Raw genomic sequence first — 22,056 nt, forward strand, 5'->3', positions numbered from 1 at the left:
CTCCTGGACGTGCCCAAGTCGACGCCCCGCTACAACGGCGCGCTGCCCGGCGTCGTGGAGGGGGAACGGCCCACGCTGGATCAGATCCGCCGCGAGCTGGGCGACTGCCGCCGCTGCAAGCTGTGCACGGGCCGCAAGAACATCGTGTTCGGCTCCGGCAACCCTCGCGCGGACCTGGTGTTCGTGGGCGAGGGCCCCGGTGAGAACGAGGACCTCCAGGGCGTGCCCTTCGTGGGCGCCGCCGGTGACCTGCTCACCAAGATGATCGGCGCCATGGGCTTCACCCGGAACGACGTCTACATCGCCAACGTCGTGAAGTGCCGCCCGCCCGGCAACCGCAACCCGGAGCCGGATGAGATCGCCGCGTGCGAGCCCTTCCTGCGCTCGCAGCTGCTCGCCATCCAGCCCAAGGTCATCGTCGCGCTGGGCAAGTTCGCGGCGCAGACGCTGCTCAGGGACACCACCCCCATCACCAAGATGCGGGGGCAGTGGCGCGAATACGAGGGCATCCAGCTCATGCCCACCTTCCACCCCGCGTACCTCCTGCGCAACAGCGCGGAGAAGCGCAAGGCGTGGGAGGACCTGCAGCAGGTGATGAAGCTGTTCGGCAAGCACCCGGGCTCCAGCGCGTAGAACGCGCGGCGCACCGCGACCAGGAGAAGCACCGATGAAGGGCGTGCTCGAGACGCGTGAAGTGCATTCCCCCGCGCTGGAGAACAACCCGCTGGGAGATCCGGCCCGCCGCCGGCTCACCGTGTACCTGCCGCCGGGCTACGCGGAAGGCACGCAGCGCTACGCGGTCGTCTACTTCCTGCACGCCTTCGGCAACGGCGGCGGCTCGTGGACCAACGCGTCCGGCTTCTCTCCCTCCGTGCCGGACCGCCTGGACGCGCTCATCGAACAGGGCGCCATCCCGCCCGTCATCGGCGTCTTCCCGGACGCGTGGACGAAGCTGGGCGGCAGCCAGTGGGTGAACAGCGACGCCATCGGCCGCTACCGCGACTACCTGGTCAAGGACATCGTCGGCTTCGTGGACAAGACCTTCCGCACGCTGCCCAAGGCCGCGTCCCGCGCGGTGGTGGGCCACAGCTCCGGCGGCTACGGCGCGCTGGTGATGGGCCGCTACCACCCGGAGATCTTCTCCCTGGTCGGCGCGCACGCCCCGGATTCCTACTTCGAGTACTCGTACATGCCGGACCTGCCCAAGGCGGCCACCGCGCTGATGAAGGCGGGCGGCGTGGAGGCGTGGGTGACGGAGCTGCGCCAGCGCGCCGTGGCCACCAAGGTGCGCGGCGACGACTTCCCGGTCATCAACATCCTGGCCATGGCGGCGGCGTACTCGCCGAAGAAGGGCGAGCCGCTCAACCTGGAGCTGCCCTTCGAGCAGCACAACGCGAAGCTGCGCCTGGACGTGTGGAACCGGTGGCTCGTGCACGACCCGGTGCGCTTCGTGCCCAAGTTCATGGACTCCTTCCGCAAGCTCAAGACGGTCTACCTGGACGCCGGCACGCGCGACGAGTTCAACCTGCGCTGGGGCACGCGCATGGTGGCGGACGACCTGAAGGCCGGCGGCGTGGACGTGGCGCACGAGGAGTTCGAGGACGGGCACTCGGGCGTGTCGTACCGTTTCGAGCGGTCGCTGTCGGTGCTGGTGCCGCTCCTCGCGCGGGACTGATAAGGGGGAGCCCATGGATACCTACGGACTGTCGCGCGTCATGGGAGAGAAGGGCGTGCTGCCGCAGCGCGCTCGCAAGCTGGACCCCTCGCTGCCGTGCCGCGAGGCGGAGCTGCTCATCGACGTGGAGAGCCTCAACATCGACGCCGCGTCCTTCAAGCAGATCAAGGACGACGTGGGCGGCGACCCCGTGCGCATCGCCTCGCGCATCCAGGACATCGTCCGTGAGCGCGGCAAGATGCAGAACCCCGTCACCGGCTCCGGCGGCATGCTCATTGGCCGCGTGAAGGAGCTGGGCGCGAAGCACCCCGCCAACGGCGTGCTCAAGCCCGGGGACCGCATCGCCACGCTGGTGAGCCTGACGCTCACGCCGCTCGTCATCGAAGAGGTGAAGGCGGTGCACGCGGACATCGACCGCGTGGACATCCGCGGCCACGCGCTGCTCTTCGCGAGCGGCATCTACGCGAAGCTCCCCACGGACATGCCGGACACGCTGTCGCTGGCGGCGCTGGATGTCTGCGGCGCGCCCGCGCTGGTGGCGCGCCACGTGCGCCCGGGCATGACGGTGGCGGTGCTGGGCGCGGGCAAGAGCGGCGCGCTGTGCCTGGCGCAGGCCCGCCGCAGCCTGGAGAGCCGCGGCAAGCTGCTGGCGCTGGACATCTCCCAGAAGGCGCTGGACGCGCTGTCCGCCATCGGCCTGTGTGACGAGGCGCTGAAGGTGGACGCCACCCAGGGCGTGGACGTGATGGATGCCGTGTCCAATGCGACGGGCGGTCAGCTCTGCGACCTGGTCGTCAACTGCGCCAGCGTGGGCAACACGGAGATGGCGTCACTCTTGTCCGTGAAGGACGGCGGCACGGTCATCTTCTTCTCCATGGCCACCAGCTTCACCACGGCGGCCCTGGGCGCGGAGGGCGTGGGCAAGGACGTCGCCATGCTCGTGGGCAATGGTTACGTGCCCGGCCACGCCACCCTCACGCTGGACCTGCTGCGCACCGAACCGTCGCTGCGCCAGCTCTTCGAAGCCCGCTACGTCTAGGGCTTGAGGAAGGCCGCGTGCACGGCCTTCAGCAGCGGATCCCGCTCACCTACCGGGGCCTCCTTGATGTGGCCCTGGTTGATGGTCCAGATGATGGCGCCCCCCAGGCCCTGCTCTCGCGCCCAGCGGCCCTTCTCCGTCACGGAGGGGATGTCCTCATAGGAGACGAAGTTGCAGGACTGCGGGCCCTTCGCGTCGGCGTCGGAGAGGTAGGGCACCCGCGCCGTCGCGTCCCAGAGGTACTTCATCTTGGGCAGGTACTCCTTCTGGATGTTGGCGTAGCTCATCCGGTTGTCGCTCTGCTCCTCGTACGGATTGTTGGGGCCGTCCACGGGCTGGCCAGGCTCGGTGGCGTTCTTCCAGCAGGATCCGTAGAAGCCGATGCCGACGCCCAAGCGCTGCGCGGGGATGCCCGCATCGAGGTACGCCTTCACGGAGCTGGAGACGGAGGTGGGGTGGGCCAGCGTATCGCCGAAGAGCGCGCTGGAATGCCACACCTTCCAACCCGCCCAGTCGCCGCTCATCTTGTACGACATGATGTTCAGCTGATCGACGCGCGCCACCAGCTGGGGATAGAACGCCTTCTCGTCCTTGCTCAGGCCGAAGTTGGAGTTCACCCAGCCCACGGGCACGGTGATGATGAGCGTGTCGTCCATGGCACGCAGGTCGTCCAGGAGGGCGAGCAGCGGCGGACCATCCCCTGGCAGCTTGATGGGCTCCCAGTCCACGTCGACGCCGTCGTAGCCGAACTCGTGGACGGCATCGATGATGGCGCGGGCGAAGTTCCGGCGCTTCTCGACCGTCTCCGTCGCGCCCCTGAAGCCCGCGTCCTCATCCATGCCGCCCAGCATCAGCAGGGCCTTCTTGCCTGCGGCGTGAGCCTGCTCCGAGAGCCTCCGGGCCTGGATCGGTCCCTCGTGTTCGCTGATGTCGAAGACCTTGGTGACCGTTCCGTCAATCATCGGCCGGATGCGTCCCATGGCCACGTGCGTGAGCAGCGACATGTCCACGGTCTCCGCCGGGTAGAGATCCTTCTGGTAGCCCACCCAGTAGCCCATGACCCAGCTGACCGGGGCGCCACCGCTCCGCGGCGACACCTGCGCGGGCACCCGGGTGCAGGGGCCCTCGCCCATCTCGTTGGCCGCGCAGATGCTGAAGGTGTACGCGGTGCCGTTGGCGAGGCCCTCGAACAGCATCCCGGACGAGGGGGCGTTCACCCGCTGGGTGAGGCCACCGGGCTCCGCCATGATCTTGTAGTAGCTCAAGGGCCGTCCCCCGAAGCTCGCCGGGGCCAGCCAGCTCACGTAGGCCTGTCCATTGCCCGCCGTGGGATTCACCGCGCGCGGCTGCCCCGGCACCGTGGGGCTCGCGATGGCCATGCCCGCCTGGGGCGTGACGATTTCGGAGTTCATGGAGCCCGGGCCCTCGCCCATCGCGTTCACCGCGGCGACCTTGAAGGCGTAGGGGAAGGCATTGTTCAGCCCCCGGATGGTGGCCTGCGTGTCGGGCGCGTTCACCAGCGCGCCGCCACACTCGGGGATGCAGCGCACCACGTAGTAGAGGATCGGGCTGCCTCCATCCTTGGGCGGCACCGTCCACGTCACCAGGGCGGAAGCGTCCGCCGGCTGCGCGACGACCTGTTGTGGAGCCTCGGGCGCGGCGGGAGGAGTTTCCTCCTTGTCCGGGCCCATACCGAAATCACAACCGCCAAACATCCCCGCGAGTGCAAAAACCACACATCGCTGCAACCGCTTTGACCAATGGCTGTTCATTCTCGCACTCCTGATCGGACGCGGGATGTTATGCGGTAGGACCCCCCGTGAGAGTCAAGACCAAGCAGAATGTTTCTGTATTTTTGTATGTCACGCAAAGTGCTTATTAAGCCGACTAATGCCATTCCTGTAGGTCATCACAGAACCTCCGTGGGTGGGAAATGAAGCCCCTGGGGATGGCTGGTGCCCGGGGCGGCTGACAGGCGGCCCCGTCCCTGGCGTGCGGACTTCAGCGCACCTGCGCGGTGGGGGCGTCCGGAAGCGGGGTGGGCGCGACCGGGGCGTCCGGCGTCTGGGTTCGGGCCCAATCCTGGGCGGAGCGGCCGCTGGCGTCGCGCAGCGCGGGAGAGGCGCCCTGGTGGCGCAGTTGGTCGGCCACCTCCGTGCGGCCGAAGAGGACGGCGAACATCAGGGCCGTCTGGCCCAGCCGGTTGGTCTGGTCCACCGCGCAGGGCTGGGCGGAGAGCAGCTTCACCACGTCCGCGTAGCCCTTGAAGGCGGCGCCCATGAGGGCGGTGTTGCCTCGGCTGTCACCCGCGCACGCGTCCGCCCCTGCGTCGAGCAGCGCCCGCACCGTCCGGGTGTGGCCGTGGTAGGCGGCGAGGATGAGGGGGGAGAAGCCTCGCGCGTCGCGGGCCTCCACGGGCGTGCCGGCCTTGACGAGCCCCTGGACGATGTCTGTCTCACCCTCGCGCGCGGCGGCGAGCAGGTAGCGCTCCGCGTCGCTGGTGGCGAGCAGCCGTCCGGCGGGCGTCGCCGGGGCGCGCAGGGACATCCACGCGGCGGTCAGCACCGTGCACACCAGCATCACCAACCCCAGCGAACCGAGCAGCAGCTTGCGAACCATGAGGGCATCTCCAGCGAAGGAAGCGTGAAGGGGAGGCAGGGCCGCCGTCGTGTCACCGGCGGCCCCGGTGTCGTCAGCTCAAGGCTGGTGGTGGGTGGCGAGCGGGGCGATGGTGGCCTTCGCGTCGTCCAGCTTCACGTTCACGGCCTTGGCCAGGCGCGCGCCGTAGTCCGCGTTGGCCGCGTAGAAGTGGCCCACCATGCGCGCCTTGACCTTCGCGTCGCGCACCTGTCCCAGGTCGCCGGCCAGGTTCTGGATGAGCCGCTCCTTGCCGCCCGCGTCGAGCGCCGTCCAGAAGGCGCCCGCCTGCGAGAAGTTGTCCGTCTTCTCGATGGGGCGCTGCTGCGTGGTGCCGGCGAGCGGCGCGTTGGAGAAGAGGGCGGAGGGAGTGTCCTGCGTCTCACGCGTGACGCTGGGCTCGTAGTTCACGTCCGACTTCGTGTGGCCGCTGTTCATCGCGCCGGCCTGGCTGTTGTTGTTCACCGTGGCGCGCGCGCGGTTCACCGGCAGGGACAGGTAGTTGGCGCCCAGGCGGTAGCGCTGCGTGTCCGCGTAGGAGAAGAGGCGGCCCTGCAGCAGGCGGTCCTCGGACGGCTCGATGCCCGGCGGCAGCACGCCCGGGGAGAAGGCGGACTGCTCCGTCTCCTCGAAGAAGTTGTCCGGCATCTTGTTGAGGGTGAACCTGCCCAGCTTCACCGGGGGCAGCTTGTCCTTGGGCCACTCCTTGGTGGCGTCCAGCGGATCGAACGTGAAGCCGTCCAGGTCCTTGGGATCCAGCACTTGCACGCTCAGCTCCCACGAGGGGAATTTGCCCGCCTGGATGTTCGTGTAGAGGTCGTGCGTGGCGTGCTGGAAGTCCTCGCCGCCCAGCTTCGTGGCCTCCTCCACGGTGAGTCCCTTCACGCCCTGCTGCGACCTCCAGTTGAACTTGACGTACTTCACCTGCCCCTTGGCGTTGACGAACTTGAAGGCGTGCACGCCATTGCCATCCATCTGCCGGTAGCTCGCCGGGATGCCCAGGTCCGAATAGAGCTGGGTGAGCATGTGCGTGGATTCCGGCTGGTGGCTGAAGAAGTCGAAGAAGCGGCCCGGGTCCTGCCGGTTGGTGACCGGGGATGGCTTCAGCGAGTGCACCATGTCCGGGAACTTGATGGCGTCGCGGATGAAGAAGATGGGCAGGTTGTTGCCGACCAGGTCCCAGTTGCCCTCGTCCGTGAAGAACTTCAGCGCGAAGCCGCGCGGGTCGCGCAGCGTCTCCGGTGAACCGCTGGGGTGGATGACCGTGGAGAAGCGCACGAACATGGGCGTCTTCTTGCCCTTCTGGGAGAAGACGGACGCGCGCGTGAGGTGGGAGAAGTCGCCGTAGCTCTCGAAGGAGCCGTAGGCGCCCACGCCGCGCGCGTGCACCACGCGCTCCGGGATGCGCTCACGGTCGAAGCGCGCGAGCTTCTCGATGAGGGCGAAGTCCTCCAGGAGGATGCCGCCCCGCGGGCCGGCCGTCTTGGAGCTCTGGTTCGTGCCCAGCGGCGCGCCCGAGTCGGTGGTGATGGGCGGCGGGGTGCCGGCGGCGAGGACCGGGGCGCCAGACAGCAGGACGGCGAGCATCAACGAGCGTCGGTTCAAGGGGGACTCCTGGGGTGACGGGGGAACCGGACCATCCCTAGAGCACGCCTCGTGCCGATCCTTCGGTCCTTGTAAATTCAATGGGTTGAACTGGGAGGGTCGAAGGCGACCACCGGCCTTTCGGTGGTGGAACCGAAATGACGGTGGTGGCTGACACCGGCTTATCGGTGTGTCAGCGCGCAACGGAGTTTCGGTGAGGAGGCGTTCGCGTGATGCGTCTCACCATTCAAGAGGCGCGGTGCGGCATCGTTTGCTGGTGGTGCGGGGCCGTCTTCTTGAGCCGAAGGACGCGGCGCTCGGGTAGGGTGCGCGCATGTCAGGCCCGTTCATCGACGACGCGCGGATTGCCGAAGCGCGCAAGCTGGCGGACGAGATCGTCAATCCGATCTTCGACCTCATCCAACGCAACACCACTGTTTCCAATGAGCGCACCGTCTTACGCTTCTTTGGCATTTCCGGCGCGGGGACGCGTGGCGTACCGCTGGCCAACCTCATGGTGGACAAGCTGCAGTCCGCCGGGGTGCTGAACCGGGGCGCCGCGTACTGGTACGGCCGCGCGCTTCAGCTGGGCGCCAGCAGTCCGCTGGACGCCGTGGAGCGCATCACCGCGCTGCCCACGGACAAGCTGGGCGCGCTGTCTCCGGAGATGGAAGCCAACCTGCGGGACGCCGTGCGCGAGGAGGCCCGCGCGGCGATGGCGGAGCTGAAGTCCCGCATCGCCCAGCGCAACGCCCTGCGCGAGCAGTTCCCCATGTCGCCCGCGCCGCACAAGTACGTCATCGTCGCCACCGGCAACATCTACGACGACGTGGACCAGGCGCGGGCGGCGGCGCAGGCGGGCGCGGACGTCATCGCGGTCATCCGCTCCACGGCGCAGTCGCTCTTGGACTATGTGCCCCACGGCGCGACGACGGAGGGCTACGGCGGCACCTACGCCACCCAGGAGAACTTCCGCGTGATGCGCGAGGCCCTGGACGACGAGAGCCGCAAGCTCAAGCGCTACATCCAGCTGACCAACTACTCGTCCGGCCTGTGCATGTCGGAGATCGCCTTCTGCGCGGCGTACGAGCGGCTGGACATGCTCCTCAACGACGCGATGTACGGCATCCTCTTCCGCGACATCAACATGCGGCGGACGTTCATCGACCAGTACTTCAGCCGCCGCATCTGCGCCCTGGCCGGCATCATCATCAACACCGGCGAGGACAACTACATCACCACCGCGGACGCCTACGACGCGGCCCACACCGTCATCGCCAGCCAGTTCATCAACGAGTGCTTCGCCAAGCGCGCGGGCCTCAAGGACTGGCAGCTGGGCATCGGGCACTCGTACGAAATCGACCCGTACCGCGACGACACGCTGCTCCTGGAGCTGTCGCAGGCGATGCTGGTGCGCCGCTGCTTCCCGGATGCGCCGCTCAAGTACATGCCGCCCACGAAGCACAAGGAGACGGACATCTTCTTCAGCCACGCGTACGACGTGATGGCGGACCTGGTGGCCATCTGGACGCGGCAGGGCATCCAGCTGTTGGGCATGATGACGGAGGCCATGCACACGCCGCTGCTCGCGGACCGGTACGTGGCGCTCAAGTCCGCGTCGTACATCCACCGCGCGGCGCGGGGCATCGACGAGGAGTTCACCGTCCGCGAGGACGGGAAGATCGCCAACCGCGCGCGCGAGGTCTTCGCCAAGGCGGAGGAGCTGCTGCGCGAGTGCCACACCGAGGGCATGGTGGCGGCCATCGGCAAGGGGCGCTTCGGTGACGTGAAGCGCGAGGAGACCGGTGGCAAGGGCCTGGACGGCGTGCTGGAGAAGGCGCCGGATTACTTCAACCCGTTCCTGGAAATGCTGGAGGCGTCATGATCCTGGGTACTTTCGTGGCTGTGATGATGGCCGCGGGCGGCAGCGCGGATGCGCTGAGCAGCGTCACGGTGAAGAACATCGCGCTGAAGGCGCCGGCGGCGTGGACGCGCTCCAACGTGGACGGCTCGGAGAAGTTCCTGGCGCCCTCTGGCGACGCGTACTTCCTGGTGGACGTGGGCACGGTGCAGACCGCGGGCATGAAGGCGGAGCTGTGCCGCACGAAGATCCTCGCGAACATGGGCGGCGACAGCTGGACCATGCTGAAGGTCGGCGGCCAGCCGGCGGCCACGAAGATGGACACGGACGCGGCGCCGGACGGCAGCGGCAACGTGGACACCGTGACGTACGTGGGCTGCAACGGGAAGACGACGTGGTCGGTGGTCTTCTACATGGAGCAGGGCAAGAAGGACCGTTTCGCCGCGGTGGCCGAGAAGGTGGGCACCAGCGTGTCGTTCACGCCGCCCAAGGGCAAGAAGGGCTAGTTCGATGGTGAAGCCGAGCAAGCAGATCATCCGCCCCTACGGCGACCGTCGCGACGACGGCATGGTGCAGCTGTCATTCACGCTGCCGGTGCCGCTGTCGGAGAAGGCCAAGGAGGCCGCCGCCCAGTTCACGAAGAAGATGGGCTTCACGGACGTGAAGGTGGCCGCCGCCGAGCGCGCGGCGGACCAGTACACGTTCTTCGTCGTCTACGCCCGCTCCAACGTGACGCTGGACTACGCGGAGATCGACGTGCCGGAGGTGGTGGTGCGCAAGATGGGGTTCGACGACCTCAACGCGCTCATCAAGGAGAAGGTGCGCCGGCGCATCGTCGTCTTCGGCGCGTGCACGGGCACGGACACGCACACGGTGGGCATCGACGCCATCCTCAACATGAAGGGCTACGCGGGCGACTACGGCCTGGAGCGCTACCCCGGCTTCGAGGCCTTCAACCTGGGCAGCCAGGTGCCCAACGAGGACCTCATCAAGAAGGCCACCGCGAAGCACGCGGACGCCATCCTCGTCTCGCAGGTCGTCACGCAGCGCGACGTGCACAAGGACAACTCGCGCCAGTTCATTGACGCGGCGAAGGCGGCGGGCATCCACGGCAAGACGCTGCTCCTGCTGGGCGGGCCGCGCGTGGACCACAAGCTGGCGCTGGAGCTGGGCTTCGACGCGGGCTTCGGGCCGGGCACCAAGCCGTCCGACGTGGCGAACTACATCGTGCACGCGGTGATGAAGAAGGAAGGCTCGGAGTCCGCGGACTCCCACTACCAGGGGGAACCCTCGTGAGCACTGGCACGAAGGCGGTACTGCGGCTGCGCATGGGCAGCCACGACGCGCACTACGGCGGCAACCTGGTGGATGGGGCGCGGATGCTCGGTCTGTTCGGGGACGTGGCCACGGAGCTGTGCATCCGCTCCGACGGGGACGAGGGCCTGTTCCGCGCCTACGACTCCGTGGAGTTCCTGGCCCCGGTGTACGCGGGGGACTTCATCGAGGCGGAGGGCGAAATCATCAGCGAGGGCAACACGTCGCGGAAGATGCGCTTCGAGGCTCGCAAGGTCATCAAGCCCCGGCCGGACGTGAATGACTCGGCGGCGGACGTGCTGCCGGAGGCGGTGGTGGTGTGCCGCGCTTCGGGCACGTGCGTGGTGCCCAAGGACAAGCAGCGGGTGAAGCGATGAGCAAGCCCATGGTCCTCACCGCCGCCCTGGTGGGCGCGGAGACGACGCGCGAGCAGACTCCGTACCTGCCCATCACCGCGGAGGAGATTGCGGAAGACGCGGCGAAGTGCCGCGAGGCCGGCGCGGCGATGGTGCACATCCACGTGCGCACGGCGGAGGGCAAGCCGTCGCAGGACGCGGAGCTGTTCCGCGCGGCCATCCGCGCCATCCGCAAGCGCACGGACGTGCTCGTCCAGGTGTCCACGGGCGGCGCGGTGGGCATGGACGTGGACGAGCGGTGCGGCGGGCTCACGCTCACCGGCGCGGACAAGCCGGACATGGCCACGCTCACCACGGGCACGGTGAACTTCGGGGAAGAGGTGTTCTGGAATCCCCGGCCGCTGGTGCGCGACATCGCGAAGCGCATCAAGGCCATTGGCCTCAAGCCGGAGCTGGAGTGCTTCGACGTCGGGATGATCGACGAGGCGCGCTACCTGGCGAAGGAGGGGCTGGTGGAGCTGCCGGCGCACTTCGACTTCGTGCTGGGCGTGCCGGGCACGCTGCAGGCGCGGCCGGAGGTGCTGGACTTCATGATCGCCGCGCTGCCGGAGGGGAGCTCCTGGACGGTGGCGGGCGTGGGGCGCCAGCAGCTCCCGTTCGTGGAGGAGGCCGCGAAGCGCGGCGGCAACGCGCGCGTGGGCCTGGAGGACAACATCTACCTGTCCAAGGGCGTGCTCGCGAAGGGCAACTTCGAGCTGGTGGCGGAGGCCGCGAAGCGGGCCCGTGCCGCTGGCCGTGAGCTCGCCACCCCCGAGCAGGCCCGGCAGCTGCTGCGCCTGGGCTGAAGACGCTACGCGCGGAAGCCAGCACACGAGGCCCGGGAGCGGACGACGCCCCGGGCCTTCGTTTGTCAGGAGCCTCGCGCGCATTTCGTCCCGCTGCCCGGCACGCAGCGCATCCCCCCACACCGCCCCTTCGTCCTGGCTGTCCGTACAGGACGGCTCGGGCATCATGCCGCGCATTCCTCCCGCTCTGACGGGAGCCCACGAGGAGTCGCGAAGCGATGGACACGGGACTGCAGGGCAAGGGCGTGCTGGTGACGGGCGGCGCGGGCGGCATCGGCTCCGCGCTGGTGCGGGCGTTCGCGGGCGAGGGCTCGAAGGTGGCGGTGCACTACCACCGCAGCCAGGAGAAGGCGGCGGCGCTCGCGCGCGAGGTGGGGGGGACGGCCGTGCGCGCGGACCTCACGGTGGAGGCGGACGTGGACGCGCTGGTGCCCCAGGCGGTGAAGGACCTGGGCCGGCTGGACGTGCTGGTGTGCAACACCGGCGTGTACCCCGCGCCCGATGAGCCGCTGTGGAAGATGTCGCTGGAGCGCTGGCGCCGCACGCTGGCGCAGAACCTGGACAGCGTGTTCCTGAGCTGCCGCGCGTTCCTGCGCCACGTGGAGACCACGGGCACGGGCACCATCGTCATCATCAGCTCCACGGCGGGCCTCTTCGGTGAGGCGGGCCACACGGACTACGCGGCGGCGAAGGGCGCGCTGGCGGCGGGCTTCGTGAAGAGCCTGAAGAACGAACTTCACCGCATCGCGCCCATGGGCCGCGTCAACGTGGTGTGCCCGGGCTGGACGGAAGTGGACCGCAACCGCGACAAGCTGACGGACCCGAAGTTCGTCGGCCGCGTCACGCGGACGATGCCGCTGCGCAAGGTGGGGCAGCCGGAGGACGTGGCGCGCGTCGTGGTGACGCTCGCGTCGGATCGCATCTCGGGCCACGTGACGGGCGAGGTCGTCACCGTGGCCGGGGGCATGGAAGGAAGGGTGCTGCATGAAGACTGAGCTGGACGTGCGGACGTACAACCGCGAGGCGTGGAACGGCGAGGTGGGACGGGGCAACACGTGGACGTTGCCGGTGTCTCCGGAGGTCATCGCCGCCGCGCGGCGGGGGGACTGGAGCGTGGTGCTCACCCCGACGAAGCCCGTGCCGCGCGCGTGGTTCGGGGACCTGAAGGGCAAGGACGTGCTGGGCCTGGCCAGCGCGGGGGGCCAGCAGTGCCCGGTGCTCGCGGCCGCGGGCGCGAACGTCACCGTGTTCGACAACTCGCCCGCGCAGCTGGGGCAGGACCGGAAGGTCGCCGAGCGCGAGGGGCTCACGCTCCAGTACGTGGAGGGCGACATGCGGAACCTGTCCGCGTTCGCCGACGGGAGCTTCGACCTCATCTTCCACCCGTGCTCCAACTGCTTCGCGGAGGAGATCCTCCCGGTGTGGCGCGAGGCCTTCCGCGTGCTGCGCCCGGGCGGCGTGCTCCTGTCCGGCATCTGCAACCCGGTGCGCTACCTCTTCGACCCGGTGGAGGAGGAGAAGGGCGTGATGCGGCTCAAATACACGATGCCGTACTCGGACTTCACCAGCCTCACGGACGAGGAGCGCCGCCGCTACACCGACAAGGACGAGCCCATGGTCGTGGGCCATTCGCTGGAGGACCAGCTGGGCGGACAGCTGGAGGCGGGCTTCGTGCTCACGAACCTGTTCGAGGACAAGTACGCGGGGAATGACCTGCTCTCCACGTTCCTGCCGACCTTCATGGCCACCCGCGCGCTGAAGCCCGTATCGCGTTCGTGACGCAGAAGGGCGTTGCGCCCGGCCGCCTGGAGAGCCTACAGGTAAGGGGTCCGGGTCCTCCCGGACATCCCCCCATTCGTAGGAGTCGTCCATGAAGGTGTCGCTGCGTCTTTCCGCGGTCGTGTTGCTGGGTGTTTCGCTGCTGGGCCTGGGCTGTGAGGGAGCGGACTCGAGGGATCCGCTGCAGGCCATCGAGGCGGGCGCCGAGGTGAAGGTGGAGCCGGCGCTGGCGGAGGTGAAGCAGGGCGCCGTGGGCGACACGCTGATGCGCTGCACGCAGCCGCAGGATGGCAGCTACCTGGAGGTGGTGCAGACGGCCACGGGCTACGAGGCGGCCACGGTGGTGGAGGCCTATGACCCCTGGGACTGCCGCTGCACGTATGAGAAGCGCACGGTGCTGGGGCAGTACACGCAGTGCCGCCGCTCCACGGTGGATCCGCGCATCATGAACTGCTACCGCGTCGAGCCCACCGGCTCGATTGGCAAGGTGGTGCTGTCCACCACGCGCGTGCAGCGCACGCAGATGGTCATCGGCAGCTCGCAGACGGTGTCGTACACGGACCTGAGCATCGCGGCCATCAACCAGGACCCGGGCCAGACGCCGCGCCAGGACTTCACCTACGGCCTGGCGGACTGCCAGTAGCCGGCGCTTTTCCGGAGGCGCTTTAACCTTCGGCGGGCTCCGGGGTTTTGAGTGTCAGAGCGCGACGGGAAGCAGGCTGCACGGCTGCTCCCGGAGCGTTTTGACCTGAACCCGGAGTCCACACACCATGTCGCTCAAGTCCATGCTTCGCGGTACCGCCGTCGCCACGCTGCTCCTCGCCGTGCCCGTGCTCGCCCAGACGGCCGCGCCGTCCGACTCCAACGCCAAGGCCGGCCAGTGCGAGGGGCGCCGGGGCAAGCACGGCGGCGGGGGCCACAAGTTCGGCCGCATGGAGCACCGGCTGGACAAGCAGGTCGCCGAAGGGCGTCTGTCGCAGGCCCAGGCCGACGGCTTCAAGGCGGAGGCCAGGCAGCTCCACGAGGAGATGAAGGCCGCGCGCGCCTCCAGCAACGGCCAGGTCGACGAGGCCCAGCGCGCGCAGTTCAAGGAGCGCCGCAAGGCCCTGAAGCAGAAGATCAAGGCCGCGCTGGCGCCCACGCAGCAGGGCGCCTGAGGTCCCGCCGTGCGTGGGGGACGTGACGCGAGGGCCCCGGCCGGCACAGACTGACCGGGCCCTTACGTCCGCGGGAGTCCCCATGCTGCGCAGTCTCCTCGTCGCCCTCGTCGCACTGACCGCTGGCTGCCGCGCTCACTCCAGCGCGACCCAGGCGGAGGTGGCGCGGGCCCCGGTGGACGCGCCGGACGCGGCGCAAGCCTCGGGGGAGCTGGTGGCGGACGCGGAGCTCCAGCGCGTGCAGAAGCGCGCGCGGTACATCGTCGAATCGGAGAAGGGCGCCATCAGCGCCACGGACCTGCTGCTCGCGCGTCCGGACCTGGACCGCTCGCGGATGAACTGGTTCTTCACCGTGCCGCGCGGCAACGCCTGGTACTCCGTCTTCGGCCGCTTCAACCCGCAGGACGTGTTCGTTCCCGCGTACGCGTACCGCGCGCCCATCGAGTTCTCCGGCGAGATGGAGGACTTCCCCGTCGAGTCCCTTCCCGAAGGCATGGAAGCCCTGGCCCGCGCCGTGAGCGCCGCCTGCGAGCGCGTCTTCCAGGTGCACGGCCGCAAGCAGCTCAACCCCGTCGTGGTGGAGGAGGACGGCGGCATCACCGTCTATGTGCTCCAGGGCTTCGACGACTCGGACCTGTACCTGCTGGGCGGCGACTTCCGCTTCAAGTTCAGCCAGGACGGCCGCCAGAAGCTCCAGGAGCTGCCCCTGCACCAGGGGCTCATCCCCGTGTCCGTAGCGCCGGACGCGGACGGGGAGCGGCCCCAGTTCTCCGCGCACGCGCACGTGCTCTTCCCGGGGCCGCTGGAGACGGAGCTCGCGCTGGTGATGCTCTATCCCGCGCTGGGCGGCCTCTTCGTGGGCGGGGGGGACCAGGACCGCGTCTACGCGCTGTCTCCGGATGGCACCATCCGCGAGGTGCTCCTGAGCCGCGAGGAGGTCCTGCGCGAGCTGCGGCCGGACGGCACCTTCGCGCCGCCCGAGGCGCTGAACGTCGCACCGGAGCCCGGCGCGGACGTGGTGCTCTGAACAGCTCCTGCTTGCGCAGTGTTGAGCTTCGTTCAGGCCCTTGCCTCCGGCCCGCCATGGCCCGCGGGCGGGGTGCTTGAGTTCGCGCCCTCACGACCGGAGGACACAGATGGCCTTGCAGAACGACTACCAGGACGTGCTGGACGTGGCGAAGAACGTGGGCGCGAAGATCGAAACGCGCGAGGAGAACGGCAAGCTCGTCATCAAGGGCACCGTCGACCACGCCTTCGACCGCGATCGCATGTGGGATCAGATCAAGGCGAAGCACCCGAAGTGGAACGACGAGATCATGGTGATGCTCACCGTGACCCACGCCGAGCCCTACGGCGTCCACACCGTGAAGTCCGGCGACACGCTCAGCAAGCTCGCCAAGGACATCTACGGGGACATGAAGCTGTACACGAAGATCTTCGAGGCCAACAAGGATCAGCTCAAGGACCCGGACCACATCAAGGTGGGCCAGGTCCTCAAGCTGCCGCCGAAGACCATCGCCAACCGCGCCTGAGCCGCGGCGAGGGACGGAGGCCCGTCCTCCCGATGCATCAAGGGCAGTACGGGCACTCCACCGTCGCCTCGAGCGAGTCGTAGACGAGGCAGTTCTGGTCCGCGGCGCTGTCGTTCTTCTGCTGGCAGCGGTAGTTCCACACGGAAGCGCACTGCGTGTAGACCTGCGCGTCTCCGGTGGGCCCCTGGTAGGTGGACGTGCAGGTGCCGCCCGAGCTGCCTCCCGACACGGTGCAGGTGTTGGGGTCGGTGTTGCTCGTGCACTTGAGCGTGGAGCAGTTGGTGCCGCTGCCCATCCACTTGCCTGAACAGCTGGAGGCCGAGGTGCGCTGCTCACAGAGCACGCGGTTCAGGTTCCCGTCGTAGTAGGCGCACGCGCCGCTGCTGCCTCCGCCACCACCACCACCGCCCGAGCCGCCAGAAGGCGTCCCCCAGCTCCAATCCGGCGTTCTCGGCTCGGAGAAGCTGCTCAGGTACACCTCGCCGTCAGAGAAGCCCACGTCCTCGCACGAGTCGCCGTCGAAGTAGCCGCAGTAGTCCCAGCCATCGCACCAGAAGTCGCGGCACTCGTCTTCGGTGTCCTCATTGCAGAAGTAGATGGACGAGCCATGGACGCAGGCGCTTTGAGTGGAGAAGCACCCGGGCAGCACGAGGCCCACGGCGAGGGACAGGAGGACAGCGGACACGACGCCCGTGAGAGGACGAGGGGATGGGGTCATGCCGCCGGAATGTAGCTTCAAGCCGCCGCGGAATTCAGCTGGGTCGCCGCTGCCACGCGCCTAGAGGCCCCGCAGGCGCGCGGCCCAGGTGAGGTAGGCGCCGCGCGGATCCACGAGCGGGTCGCGGAAGAGGGCGCGGATGTCGGCGGTGTCCACCTGACCGGCGTCAAAGGCGCGGTAGAGGCTGTCCCCCAGGAGGTAGCCGAGCGCGTGGCTGACGCCGTGGAACAGGCGGTCGCGGCGCAGGGGGAGGAGCTTCACGGCCTCGTCGGGGGCCTCGGACTCCGTTGCCTTGTGGGCGAGCACGAAGGCGGCGATCTGCCGCTCCAGGCCCCGGGCCTCGCCGAAGCGCTTGGCCCACTCCGTGACGTTGGGGCAGGTGCGGCGCGGGTTGATCAGCTTGGAGCCGAAGAAGCCCAGGGCCTCTTCCAGACAGCGTGCGTAGAAGGCCTCGGACGCGCCGCGCGGGGCGTCCATGGCGTCGCCCACGGCGCAGTGACGCACGAAGTGGGCGGCCTCCTCCGCGGCGTGGTTGAGCGACAGCGACGCGAGGTAGGCCGTGCGCGCGCGCGGGATGTAGCCGCTCTCGCGCGACAGGATGTGCTTGCGCAGCTGGGACAGCTCCGCCTGGGTGAAGCGGCCCCGCCGGCGGATGCGGGCGAGCACGTCGCCGTCCGCCGCCGTCGTCACCTCCACCGAGTCCAGCTCGCGGCCCACGGGCACGCCCGCGAGCCCGCCGATGAGCTCCGCCATGTCCCGGAAGCGCTCCGCGGCGCTGCGGTCCAGGAGGGGCGCGTCGTCGCCTTCTGCCTCCAGGTAGTCCAGGAAGCTCTGCTGGCAGAGGACGGGCGAGGCGTTCATCAGGCACAGCGCGCCGTCCGCCAGCTCCACGGCCTCCGCGCTGCCCAGCCGGCCCTCGCGCGCGAGGCGCCACCAGAGGCCTTCGGCGTTCTGGTACACGACGAGCCCGCGGCGCGGATGGGCGTCACCCAGCGCGCGCTCCACCTGCGCGGGCAGGTGGCAGGGCGCTGCGTGGAACTGGCCCACCAGGACCATCACCAGTGGGACGTCCTCCGCGCGGGCCACGTGGGCGATTCGCTCCGCGGCGAAGGCGTCGCGCAGCGCGAGCGAGCGTTCTCCCTGGGCCCGCCGGTCGATGGCGGCCACCTGGAGCTTGAGGCGCTTGGCGAAGGCGAGCACCGCGCGGATGCCGGCGCCGGGACCGAAGCCCGGGGTGGGGCCATGGCCCAGCCGTGACATCAGGGTGCGCTCGGGCAGGCGTCCCGCGAGGTACGCGTCGAGGGCGGCTTGATGACGGCCTTCCACGCACTCGAGCGCCAGCACGACGCGGCGGCCGGAGGCGAGGGCGCGCTCGGCGAGGTCCAGGTAGGTCTGCTGGGCGAGCGGCAGCGTGTGGTAGTCGCCGACGTAGACGAGGTCCGACGCGGCGACGCGCTGGTGCACGTGGGTCAGGGGGACCACGCGCTGATAGGTGCTCGTGCGCCGGCGGTAGCGGGCCTCGTAGGCGCGGAAGGCGTCGGTGCGGCCTTCGACCACCCGGGCGATCTGGGCGCGTTGGCGGCGGAAGAGGGCGAGGTGAAGGGCAAGCGACGCGCGCATGGAGCGACAGGCACCGTCGCATGCGCTCGCGGGGGCGGCAAAAAATCGGCGGGACGCGGGCAGGTGGCTTGCTTGACTCGCATGGCCCTGCAACGGACCATCGTCGTCAATCTTGCAGACCGTTCTTTCTCGCTCGCTCATCCTCTGTGCCGTGGTGTTCGCCGCGGCCCCCGTTCACGCGCAAGAGGCCGCGCTGCTGCACGCGTCGCCGCCGCGCGCCGAGGCCCGGCAGCCCCTCCAGTTGGATGCGACGCTGGTGGATGGCGGCAAGGTGCTGGAGCTCTTCGTCCGCTATCGCGGCCCGGGCGAGGCGTACGTCCAGGTCCCCATGGAGCGGCAGTACGGAGACCTGTACCGCGCGGTGATTCCCGCGGAGCACATGGTGTCACCCGGAGTGGAGTACTTCGTCGAAGCGGCGATGGTGGATGGGGCGCGCACGCCGCTCTTCATGTCCGCGCTCCGGCCCGCGAGGGTGATGGTGGGGACGCAGGCTCCGGAGCCACCGCCGGCCCGGGGACCGCCGGGCCGCAAGGGGACCCGTGAAGCCCCCAGGTCCTCGCCCGACATCGATGCCTTCGCGCCGCCGTCAGGGGCAGGGGAGGACGGTGACGCGAGCCGCGCTCCGACTCCGCCTCCGTCCAATGGGCCGGGCATACGCGCGGAGACCCCCGATTCGCGGACGTCGAATCGAGCGGACAGCGTGGACTCCCGTCCGGGAGCGTCCGATTCACGAGCCTCGAGCACCCCCAGCGGGACGGATCCGCGTGCCTCGAACCGGACGGCCCCGTCCGATTCACGCGCTGCGAGCCGCACGGACACGTCCGACTCACGGGCTTCGAGCCGCGCGGACGCGTCCGACTCCCGGGCTCCGACTCGCGCCAGCGGTACGGACTCGCGGACTTCCGGCCGCGCGGACAGCGGAGACTCGCGCGGCTCCCGCGCTTCCAACTCCGACGACGCCATGGCCGCGCTCAACGCGGACGTTCCCCCGGAACCTCGCGCCGACTCCCGCGCGTCCACTGCCTCCCGCAGCACCCTGGACGACGACCTGGCGCTCTACAGCGCGGAGGACGTGCTCGCGGTGACGACCCTCCAGGAGGAGGCCGTCCGCACCGTGCCGGCCATCGGCGCCTCCTTCAACCGCGCGCAGATGATCGCGCTGGGCGCCCGCACGGTGGCGGACGTGCTGGACGTGGTGCCCGGCGTGTCCGTCAGCCGCGACGTGCAGGGCTTCCACCGCACCGCCATCCGGGGCCTGCGCAACGACGCGGAGGTGCTCTTCCTGCTCGACGGCCACCGCCTCAACAACTTCTTCGACGGCAAGGCGCTGATGAACCTGCCGGTGGAGAACCTGGAGCGCATCGAGGTCATCCGCGGCCCCGGCTCCGCCGTCTATGGCGCGGGCGCCTTCCAGGGCGTCGTCAACCTGGTCACCCACCACGCCGACGGCGTCCGCGGCGCCATCACCACCGGCGGCGTCCCTCGCGACGACGGCCGCCTGGCGCTCGCCACCGACGGCCACCTGTCCGCCGCGCACACCACCGGCGACCTGCGCCTGTTCGCGGACCTGGACCTCTGGACCCAGGAAGGCGACTCGCTCGTCATCGACCACGACGCGCTCGACGACGAGTCCGTGGCCCAGGGCCTGCGCGACGTGGACCAGCCCGCGGGCCGCACCCGCGACGGCCGCTTCTTCGTCAACGCGGGCGGAGGCGTGTCCTACGGCCTGGACAGCGCCGGCCGCCTGGGCGTCACCGCGCGCTACCTCTCCGAGAAGCGCGATGCGCTCGTCGGCCTGTTCGACACCGTGGGCAACGACTCCCAGCTGTCCTGGGACGTGCTCCTCGCGGACCTCACCTGGGACCGGCCCCTCGCCGACGGCGGCCAGGTGCGCGCCCGGCTGGGCTTCGATCAGCAGTCCACCGACCGCCTGTTCCAGCTCACGCCGCTCGACTTCCGCACCGGGGACGGCCTGGACCGCCTCTTCCCCGAGGGACTCCAGGAGCAGACGCGGGTCACCGTGCGCACCGTGACGGCCTCCGTGGACGCGGACTTCGCGCTGGCGAAGGAGAACCACCTCACCCTGGGCTTCGTCGCCGAACAGCAGTCGCTGTCCCAGTACGACTACACCACGAACTACACGCTCGACGGCCGCCTGCGCCCCAGCCCCGCCGCCCCTGAAGGGCTGGTGGACCTCACGCAGGGCGCGGCCTCGCGCCGCCTCACCCTGGGCCTCTCCGCGCAGGACCAGTGGACCGTGCTCTCCGCGCTCACGCTCACCTTCGGCCTGCGCCTGGATGCCACCCAGCTTCCCGACGCGGAGGCGACGGGCGCGCTCGACGCCAGCCGGATGGTCGTGCGGGTCAACCCGCGCGTGGGCCTGGTCATCGCCGCGTCGGACGCGCTGGTGCTCAAGGCGCTGTACGGCCGCGCCTTCCGCGCGCCCACGCCCCAGGAGCTGGTCGAGCGCATCCCCGACACCGACTACAACCAGGGCCGCTTCGAGGGGAACCCGCTCCTGAAGCCCACCACCGTGGACACCTTCGAGCTGGGCATGGACCTGGTCCAGGCCGCGGGCGACACCCGCGTGCGCGTGCGCGCCAACGCCTTCCTGCAGAACTTCGCCTCGCCCATCACCCCCGTGGACACCAGCGGCAACATCGTCCCCCTGCGCAACCGCGAGCTGGGCGTGCGCGTGTACGGCGTGGAGGCGGAGGCCCGCCTGGAGGCGTCCAAGCGCGCCGTCGCGTGGGTCAACGCCAGCCTGTCCCGCGCGCAGGACCTGGAGGTGCCGGAGCAGTCCCGTCTGCTCACGGACGTGCCCCAGGCGCGCTTCAACGCGGGCGTGTCCATGCCCCTGGGGGACTGGTTGAACCTGGACGTGGTGGTGCGCTCCGGCGCCGAGCGGCGCAACAACAACCGCTCCACGCTGGAGCTCATCCGCCGCTACGAGATCCCCGCCTACAGCCTCATCACCGCGCAGCTGCGCACCGAGCCCATCTGGGAGCACTTCGAGGTGACGCTCTACGCGCAGAACCTCTTCGACCACGACCTGCGCGACGACGTGCCCCGTCCGGACCGCGTCACCGGCCTGCTGCCGCGCGAGGGCGTGTCCGGCTACCTCACCCTGAGGGCCTTCTACTGATGGACCGCCGCCACCTCACCGCCGCGCTCGCCGCGCTCACGCTCCTGCCCGGCTGCCTCGCGTACAACGACTCCTGCACCCCGCTGGTGGACGACCCCGACGCCGTCGTGGGCTTCCTGGGCGAGGAGGTCCAGCTGGGCTCGGCCTTCACCCGCCACGACAACAACGCGCTGGGGCAGCTGGCCGCGGACGCGTTCCTCCACGCGGAGGACGGCGCCGCGAAGCCCACCGACCTGGGCATCATCAACGGCGGCTCGCTGCGCGACGAAGGCCTGTGCGTCACCCGCACGTCCCTGCGCACGGGGCCGCTCACCGACGGCGTCCTGCACGAGGTCATCCTCTTCGAGAACCTCCTCGTGACGGTGGACCTCACGGAGAAGCAGCTCGTGGACCTCTTCGAGCACTCCGTGGAGGCGCTGGCCGTGGAAGGGCAGGCCATCGTGTCGCCGTCCGGCGCGTTCCTGCACGTCTCCGAGGGCACCACCCTGCGCGTGGACTGCGGGCGTCCGGCGGGCCAGCGCGTGACGGGGCTGCGGGTGCGCGGACGCGACGTGTCCATCCCCGCGCGCGACGACGCGTCCATCCGCTACCGGGTGGCGATGTCCACGTTCCTGCTGGAGGGAGGGGACGGCTACGGCGGCATCCTGGGCAACGCGGGACAGGACCCGGACCGCAACCCGGTGACGGCGCGCAAGCTGGGCGGCACGGACGCCAACATCGCGGCGGCGTACATGAAGAGCACGTACCCCAGCCCGGTCCAGGCGCTGAAGGAAGCCCCGCGCATCGTCTTCACC

At 69.6% G+C, this 22,056-nt stretch carries 21 protein-coding genes; 16 read left to right on the forward strand and 5 right to left on the reverse strand.

The window, feature by feature from the left end; translation table 11 throughout:
• The 3 genes from D7W82_RS26510 to D7W82_RS26520 all read left to right on the forward strand — a co-directional run.
• Positions 1-633, forward strand: a 633-nt coding sequence (locus tag D7W82_RS26510) for a uracil-DNA glycosylase family protein (RefSeq protein ID WP_233587946.1), incomplete at its 5' end; no start/stop codon positions are given.
• A 34-nt stretch (positions 634-667) separates the two neighbouring features.
• The gene (locus D7W82_RS26515; protein WP_120591687.1) at positions 668-1,675 is read left to right on the forward strand and encodes an esterase family protein; all 1,008 of its coding nucleotides are present in this window, start codon (positions 668-670) and stop codon (positions 1,673-1,675) included.
• Between the two features lie 13 nt (positions 1,676-1,688).
• Positions 1,689-2,714, forward strand: coding sequence for an L-erythro-3,5-diaminohexanoate dehydrogenase (locus D7W82_RS26520; protein WP_120621020.1), 1,026 nt, complete (start codon positions 1,689-1,691; stop codon positions 2,712-2,714).
• Here the strand turns inward: D7W82_RS26520 and D7W82_RS26525 are convergent.
• The 3 genes from D7W82_RS26525 to D7W82_RS26535 all read right to left on the reverse strand — a co-directional run bounded on the left by D7W82_RS26525 (position 2,711) and on the right by D7W82_RS26535 (position 6,956).
• A complete protein-coding gene (locus D7W82_RS26525) occupies positions 2,711-4,405 on the reverse strand; it encodes a glycosyl hydrolase family 18 protein (protein ID WP_233587947.1) in 1,695 nt (564 codons plus the stop codon). The two genes, D7W82_RS26520 and D7W82_RS26525, sit on opposite strands and share 4 nt — an antisense overlap.
• Before the next feature lie 310 nt (positions 4,406-4,715).
• On the reverse strand, positions 4,716-5,333 hold the full coding sequence (locus D7W82_RS26530; RefSeq protein ID WP_120621022.1) for an ankyrin repeat domain-containing protein: 618 nt from the start codon (positions 5,331-5,333) through the stop codon (positions 4,716-4,718).
• 78 nt (positions 5,334-5,411) lie between these two features.
• Entirely contained in the window at positions 5,412-6,956 is a 1,545-nt protein-coding gene (locus tag D7W82_RS26535; RefSeq protein ID WP_120621023.1) for a catalase, read from the reverse strand.
• Between the two features lie 313 nt (positions 6,957-7,269).
• Between D7W82_RS26535 and D7W82_RS26540 the strand changes: the two genes are divergently transcribed.
• From D7W82_RS26540 to D7W82_RS26590, 11 genes are all read left to right on the forward strand, one after another.
• Positions 7,270-8,820, forward strand: a complete 1,551-nt coding sequence (locus D7W82_RS26540; RefSeq protein WP_120574364.1) for a lysine 5,6-aminomutase subunit alpha — start codon at positions 7,270-7,272, stop codon at positions 8,818-8,820.
• The gene (locus tag D7W82_RS26545) at positions 8,817-9,302 is read left to right on the forward strand and encodes a hypothetical protein (RefSeq protein WP_120621024.1); all 486 of its coding nucleotides are present in this window, start codon (positions 8,817-8,819) and stop codon (positions 9,300-9,302) included. The genes D7W82_RS26540 and D7W82_RS26545 overlap by 4 nt, the downstream gene beginning before the upstream one ends.
• 4 nt (positions 9,303-9,306) lie before the next feature.
• Positions 9,307-10,092, forward strand: coding sequence for an OAM dimerization domain-containing protein (locus D7W82_RS26550; protein ID WP_120621025.1), 786 nt, complete (start codon positions 9,307-9,309; stop codon positions 10,090-10,092).
• Positions 10,089-10,487 carry a hotdog fold domain-containing protein gene (locus D7W82_RS26555; RefSeq protein WP_014396341.1) on the forward strand — a complete coding sequence of 133 codons (399 nt, stop codon included), beginning with the start codon at positions 10,089-10,091 and terminating at the stop codon, positions 10,485-10,487. Before D7W82_RS26550 ends, D7W82_RS26555 begins: the two co-directional genes overlap by 4 nt.
• Positions 10,484-11,311 (forward strand): 3-keto-5-aminohexanoate cleavage protein, encoded by an 828-nt coding sequence (locus D7W82_RS26560; RefSeq protein WP_120621026.1) that lies wholly within the window; start codon positions 10,484-10,486, stop codon positions 11,309-11,311. The genes D7W82_RS26555 and D7W82_RS26560 overlap by 4 nt, the downstream gene beginning before the upstream one ends.
• A gap of 218 nt (positions 11,312-11,529) precedes the next feature.
• Positions 11,530-12,306, forward strand: coding sequence for an SDR family NAD(P)-dependent oxidoreductase (locus D7W82_RS26565; protein WP_120621027.1), 777 nt, complete (start codon positions 11,530-11,532; stop codon positions 12,304-12,306).
• Positions 12,296-13,090: a class I SAM-dependent methyltransferase gene (locus D7W82_RS26570; protein ID WP_120621028.1), complete on the forward strand. Its 795-nt coding sequence runs from the start codon at positions 12,296-12,298 to the stop codon at positions 13,088-13,090. Before D7W82_RS26565 ends, D7W82_RS26570 begins: the two co-directional genes overlap by 11 nt.
• 91 nt (positions 13,091-13,181) lie before the next feature.
• Positions 13,182-13,733 (forward strand): hypothetical protein, encoded by a 552-nt coding sequence (locus D7W82_RS26575; protein WP_120621029.1) that lies wholly within the window; start codon positions 13,182-13,184, stop codon positions 13,731-13,733.
• A 127-nt stretch (positions 13,734-13,860) separates the two neighbouring features.
• The gene (locus tag D7W82_RS26580; RefSeq protein ID WP_120621030.1) at positions 13,861-14,247 is read left to right on the forward strand and encodes a hypothetical protein; all 387 of its coding nucleotides are present in this window, start codon (positions 13,861-13,863) and stop codon (positions 14,245-14,247) included.
• Positions 14,248-14,329: 82 nt separating this feature from the next.
• Positions 14,330-15,274 (forward strand): hypothetical protein, encoded by a 945-nt coding sequence (locus D7W82_RS26585; protein ID WP_120621031.1) that lies wholly within the window; start codon positions 14,330-14,332, stop codon positions 15,272-15,274.
• A gap of 109 nt (positions 15,275-15,383) precedes the next feature.
• Complete coding sequence (locus D7W82_RS26590) at positions 15,384-15,779, forward strand: LysM peptidoglycan-binding domain-containing protein (protein ID WP_120621032.1); 396 nt, start codon at positions 15,384-15,386, stop codon at positions 15,777-15,779.
• Between the two features lie 37 nt (positions 15,780-15,816).
• On the opposite strand, the gene D7W82_RS26595 is transcribed toward D7W82_RS26590, so the two are convergent.
• Positions 15,817-16,497, reverse strand: a complete 681-nt coding sequence (locus D7W82_RS26595; protein WP_147439545.1) for a hypothetical protein — start codon at positions 16,495-16,497, stop codon at positions 15,817-15,819.
• A 60-nt stretch (positions 16,498-16,557) separates the two neighbouring features.
• On the reverse strand, positions 16,558-18,117 hold the full coding sequence (locus tag D7W82_RS26600) for a ChaN family lipoprotein (protein ID WP_120621034.1): 1,560 nt from the start codon (positions 18,115-18,117) through the stop codon (positions 16,558-16,560).
• Positions 18,118-18,229: 112 nt separating this feature from the next.
• Between D7W82_RS26600 and D7W82_RS26605 the strand changes: the two genes are divergently transcribed.
• Together D7W82_RS26605 and D7W82_RS26610 are read left to right on the forward strand one after the other, a co-directional pair.
• A complete protein-coding gene (locus D7W82_RS26605; RefSeq protein WP_120621035.1) occupies positions 18,230-21,262 on the forward strand; it encodes a TonB-dependent siderophore receptor in 3,033 nt (1,010 codons plus the stop codon).
• The coding region (locus tag D7W82_RS26610) for a 5'-nucleotidase C-terminal domain-containing protein (RefSeq protein WP_120621036.1) at positions 21,262-22,056 on the forward strand (795 nt) is incomplete at its 3' end. The genes D7W82_RS26605 and D7W82_RS26610, both read left to right, overlap by 1 nt.

This window comes from Corallococcus sp. CA049B (assembly GCF_003611685.1).
Taxonomy (GTDB): Bacteria; Myxococcota; Myxococcia; order Myxococcales; family Myxococcaceae; genus Corallococcus; species Corallococcus coralloides.

Excerpts from the sequence above, each read along its gene's own strand:
- D7W82_RS26585 (WP_120621031.1), top strand. The coding sequence starts at position 14,330 with ATGCTGCGCAGTCTCCTCGTCGCCCTCGTCGCACTGACCGCTGGCTGC.
- D7W82_RS26530 (WP_120621022.1), bottom strand. The coding sequence starts at position 5,333 with ATGGTTCGCAAGCTGCTGCTCGGTTCGCTGGGGTTGGTGATGCTGGTG.
- D7W82_RS26570 (WP_120621028.1), top strand. The coding sequence starts at position 12,296 with ATGAAGACTGAGCTGGACGTGCGGACGTACAACCGCGAGGCGTGGAAC.
- D7W82_RS26540 (WP_120574364.1), top strand. The coding sequence starts at position 7,270 with ATGTCAGGCCCGTTCATCGACGACGCGCGGATTGCCGAAGCGCGCAAG.
- D7W82_RS26600 (WP_120621034.1), bottom strand. The coding sequence starts at position 18,117 with ATGCGCGCGTCGCTTGCCCTTCACCTCGCCCTCTTCCGCCGCCAACGC.
- D7W82_RS26595 (WP_147439545.1), bottom strand. The coding sequence starts at position 16,497 with ATGACCCCATCCCCTCGTCCTCTCACGGGCGTCGTGTCCGCTGTCCTC.
- D7W82_RS26565 (WP_120621027.1), top strand. The coding sequence starts at position 11,530 with ATGGACACGGGACTGCAGGGCAAGGGCGTGCTGGTGACGGGCGGCGCG.
- D7W82_RS26515 (WP_120591687.1), top strand. The coding sequence starts at position 668 with ATGAAGGGCGTGCTCGAGACGCGTGAAGTGCATTCCCCCGCGCTGGAG.
- D7W82_RS26580 (WP_120621030.1), top strand. The coding sequence starts at position 13,861 with ATGTCGCTCAAGTCCATGCTTCGCGGTACCGCCGTCGCCACGCTGCTC.
- D7W82_RS26575 (WP_120621029.1), top strand. The coding sequence starts at position 13,182 with ATGAAGGTGTCGCTGCGTCTTTCCGCGGTCGTGTTGCTGGGTGTTTCG.
- D7W82_RS26525 (WP_233587947.1), bottom strand. The coding sequence starts at position 4,405 with ATGGGCCCGGACAAGGAGGAAACTCCTCCCGCCGCGCCCGAGGCTCCA.
- D7W82_RS26520 (WP_120621020.1), top strand. The coding sequence starts at position 1,689 with ATGGATACCTACGGACTGTCGCGCGTCATGGGAGAGAAGGGCGTGCTG.
- D7W82_RS26545 (WP_120621024.1), top strand. The coding sequence starts at position 8,817 with ATGATCCTGGGTACTTTCGTGGCTGTGATGATGGCCGCGGGCGGCAGC.
- D7W82_RS26590 (WP_120621032.1), top strand. The coding sequence starts at position 15,384 with ATGGCCTTGCAGAACGACTACCAGGACGTGCTGGACGTGGCGAAGAAC.
- D7W82_RS26560 (WP_120621026.1), top strand. The coding sequence starts at position 10,484 with ATGAGCAAGCCCATGGTCCTCACCGCCGCCCTGGTGGGCGCGGAGACG.
- D7W82_RS26550 (WP_120621025.1), top strand. The coding sequence starts at position 9,307 with ATGGTGAAGCCGAGCAAGCAGATCATCCGCCCCTACGGCGACCGTCGC.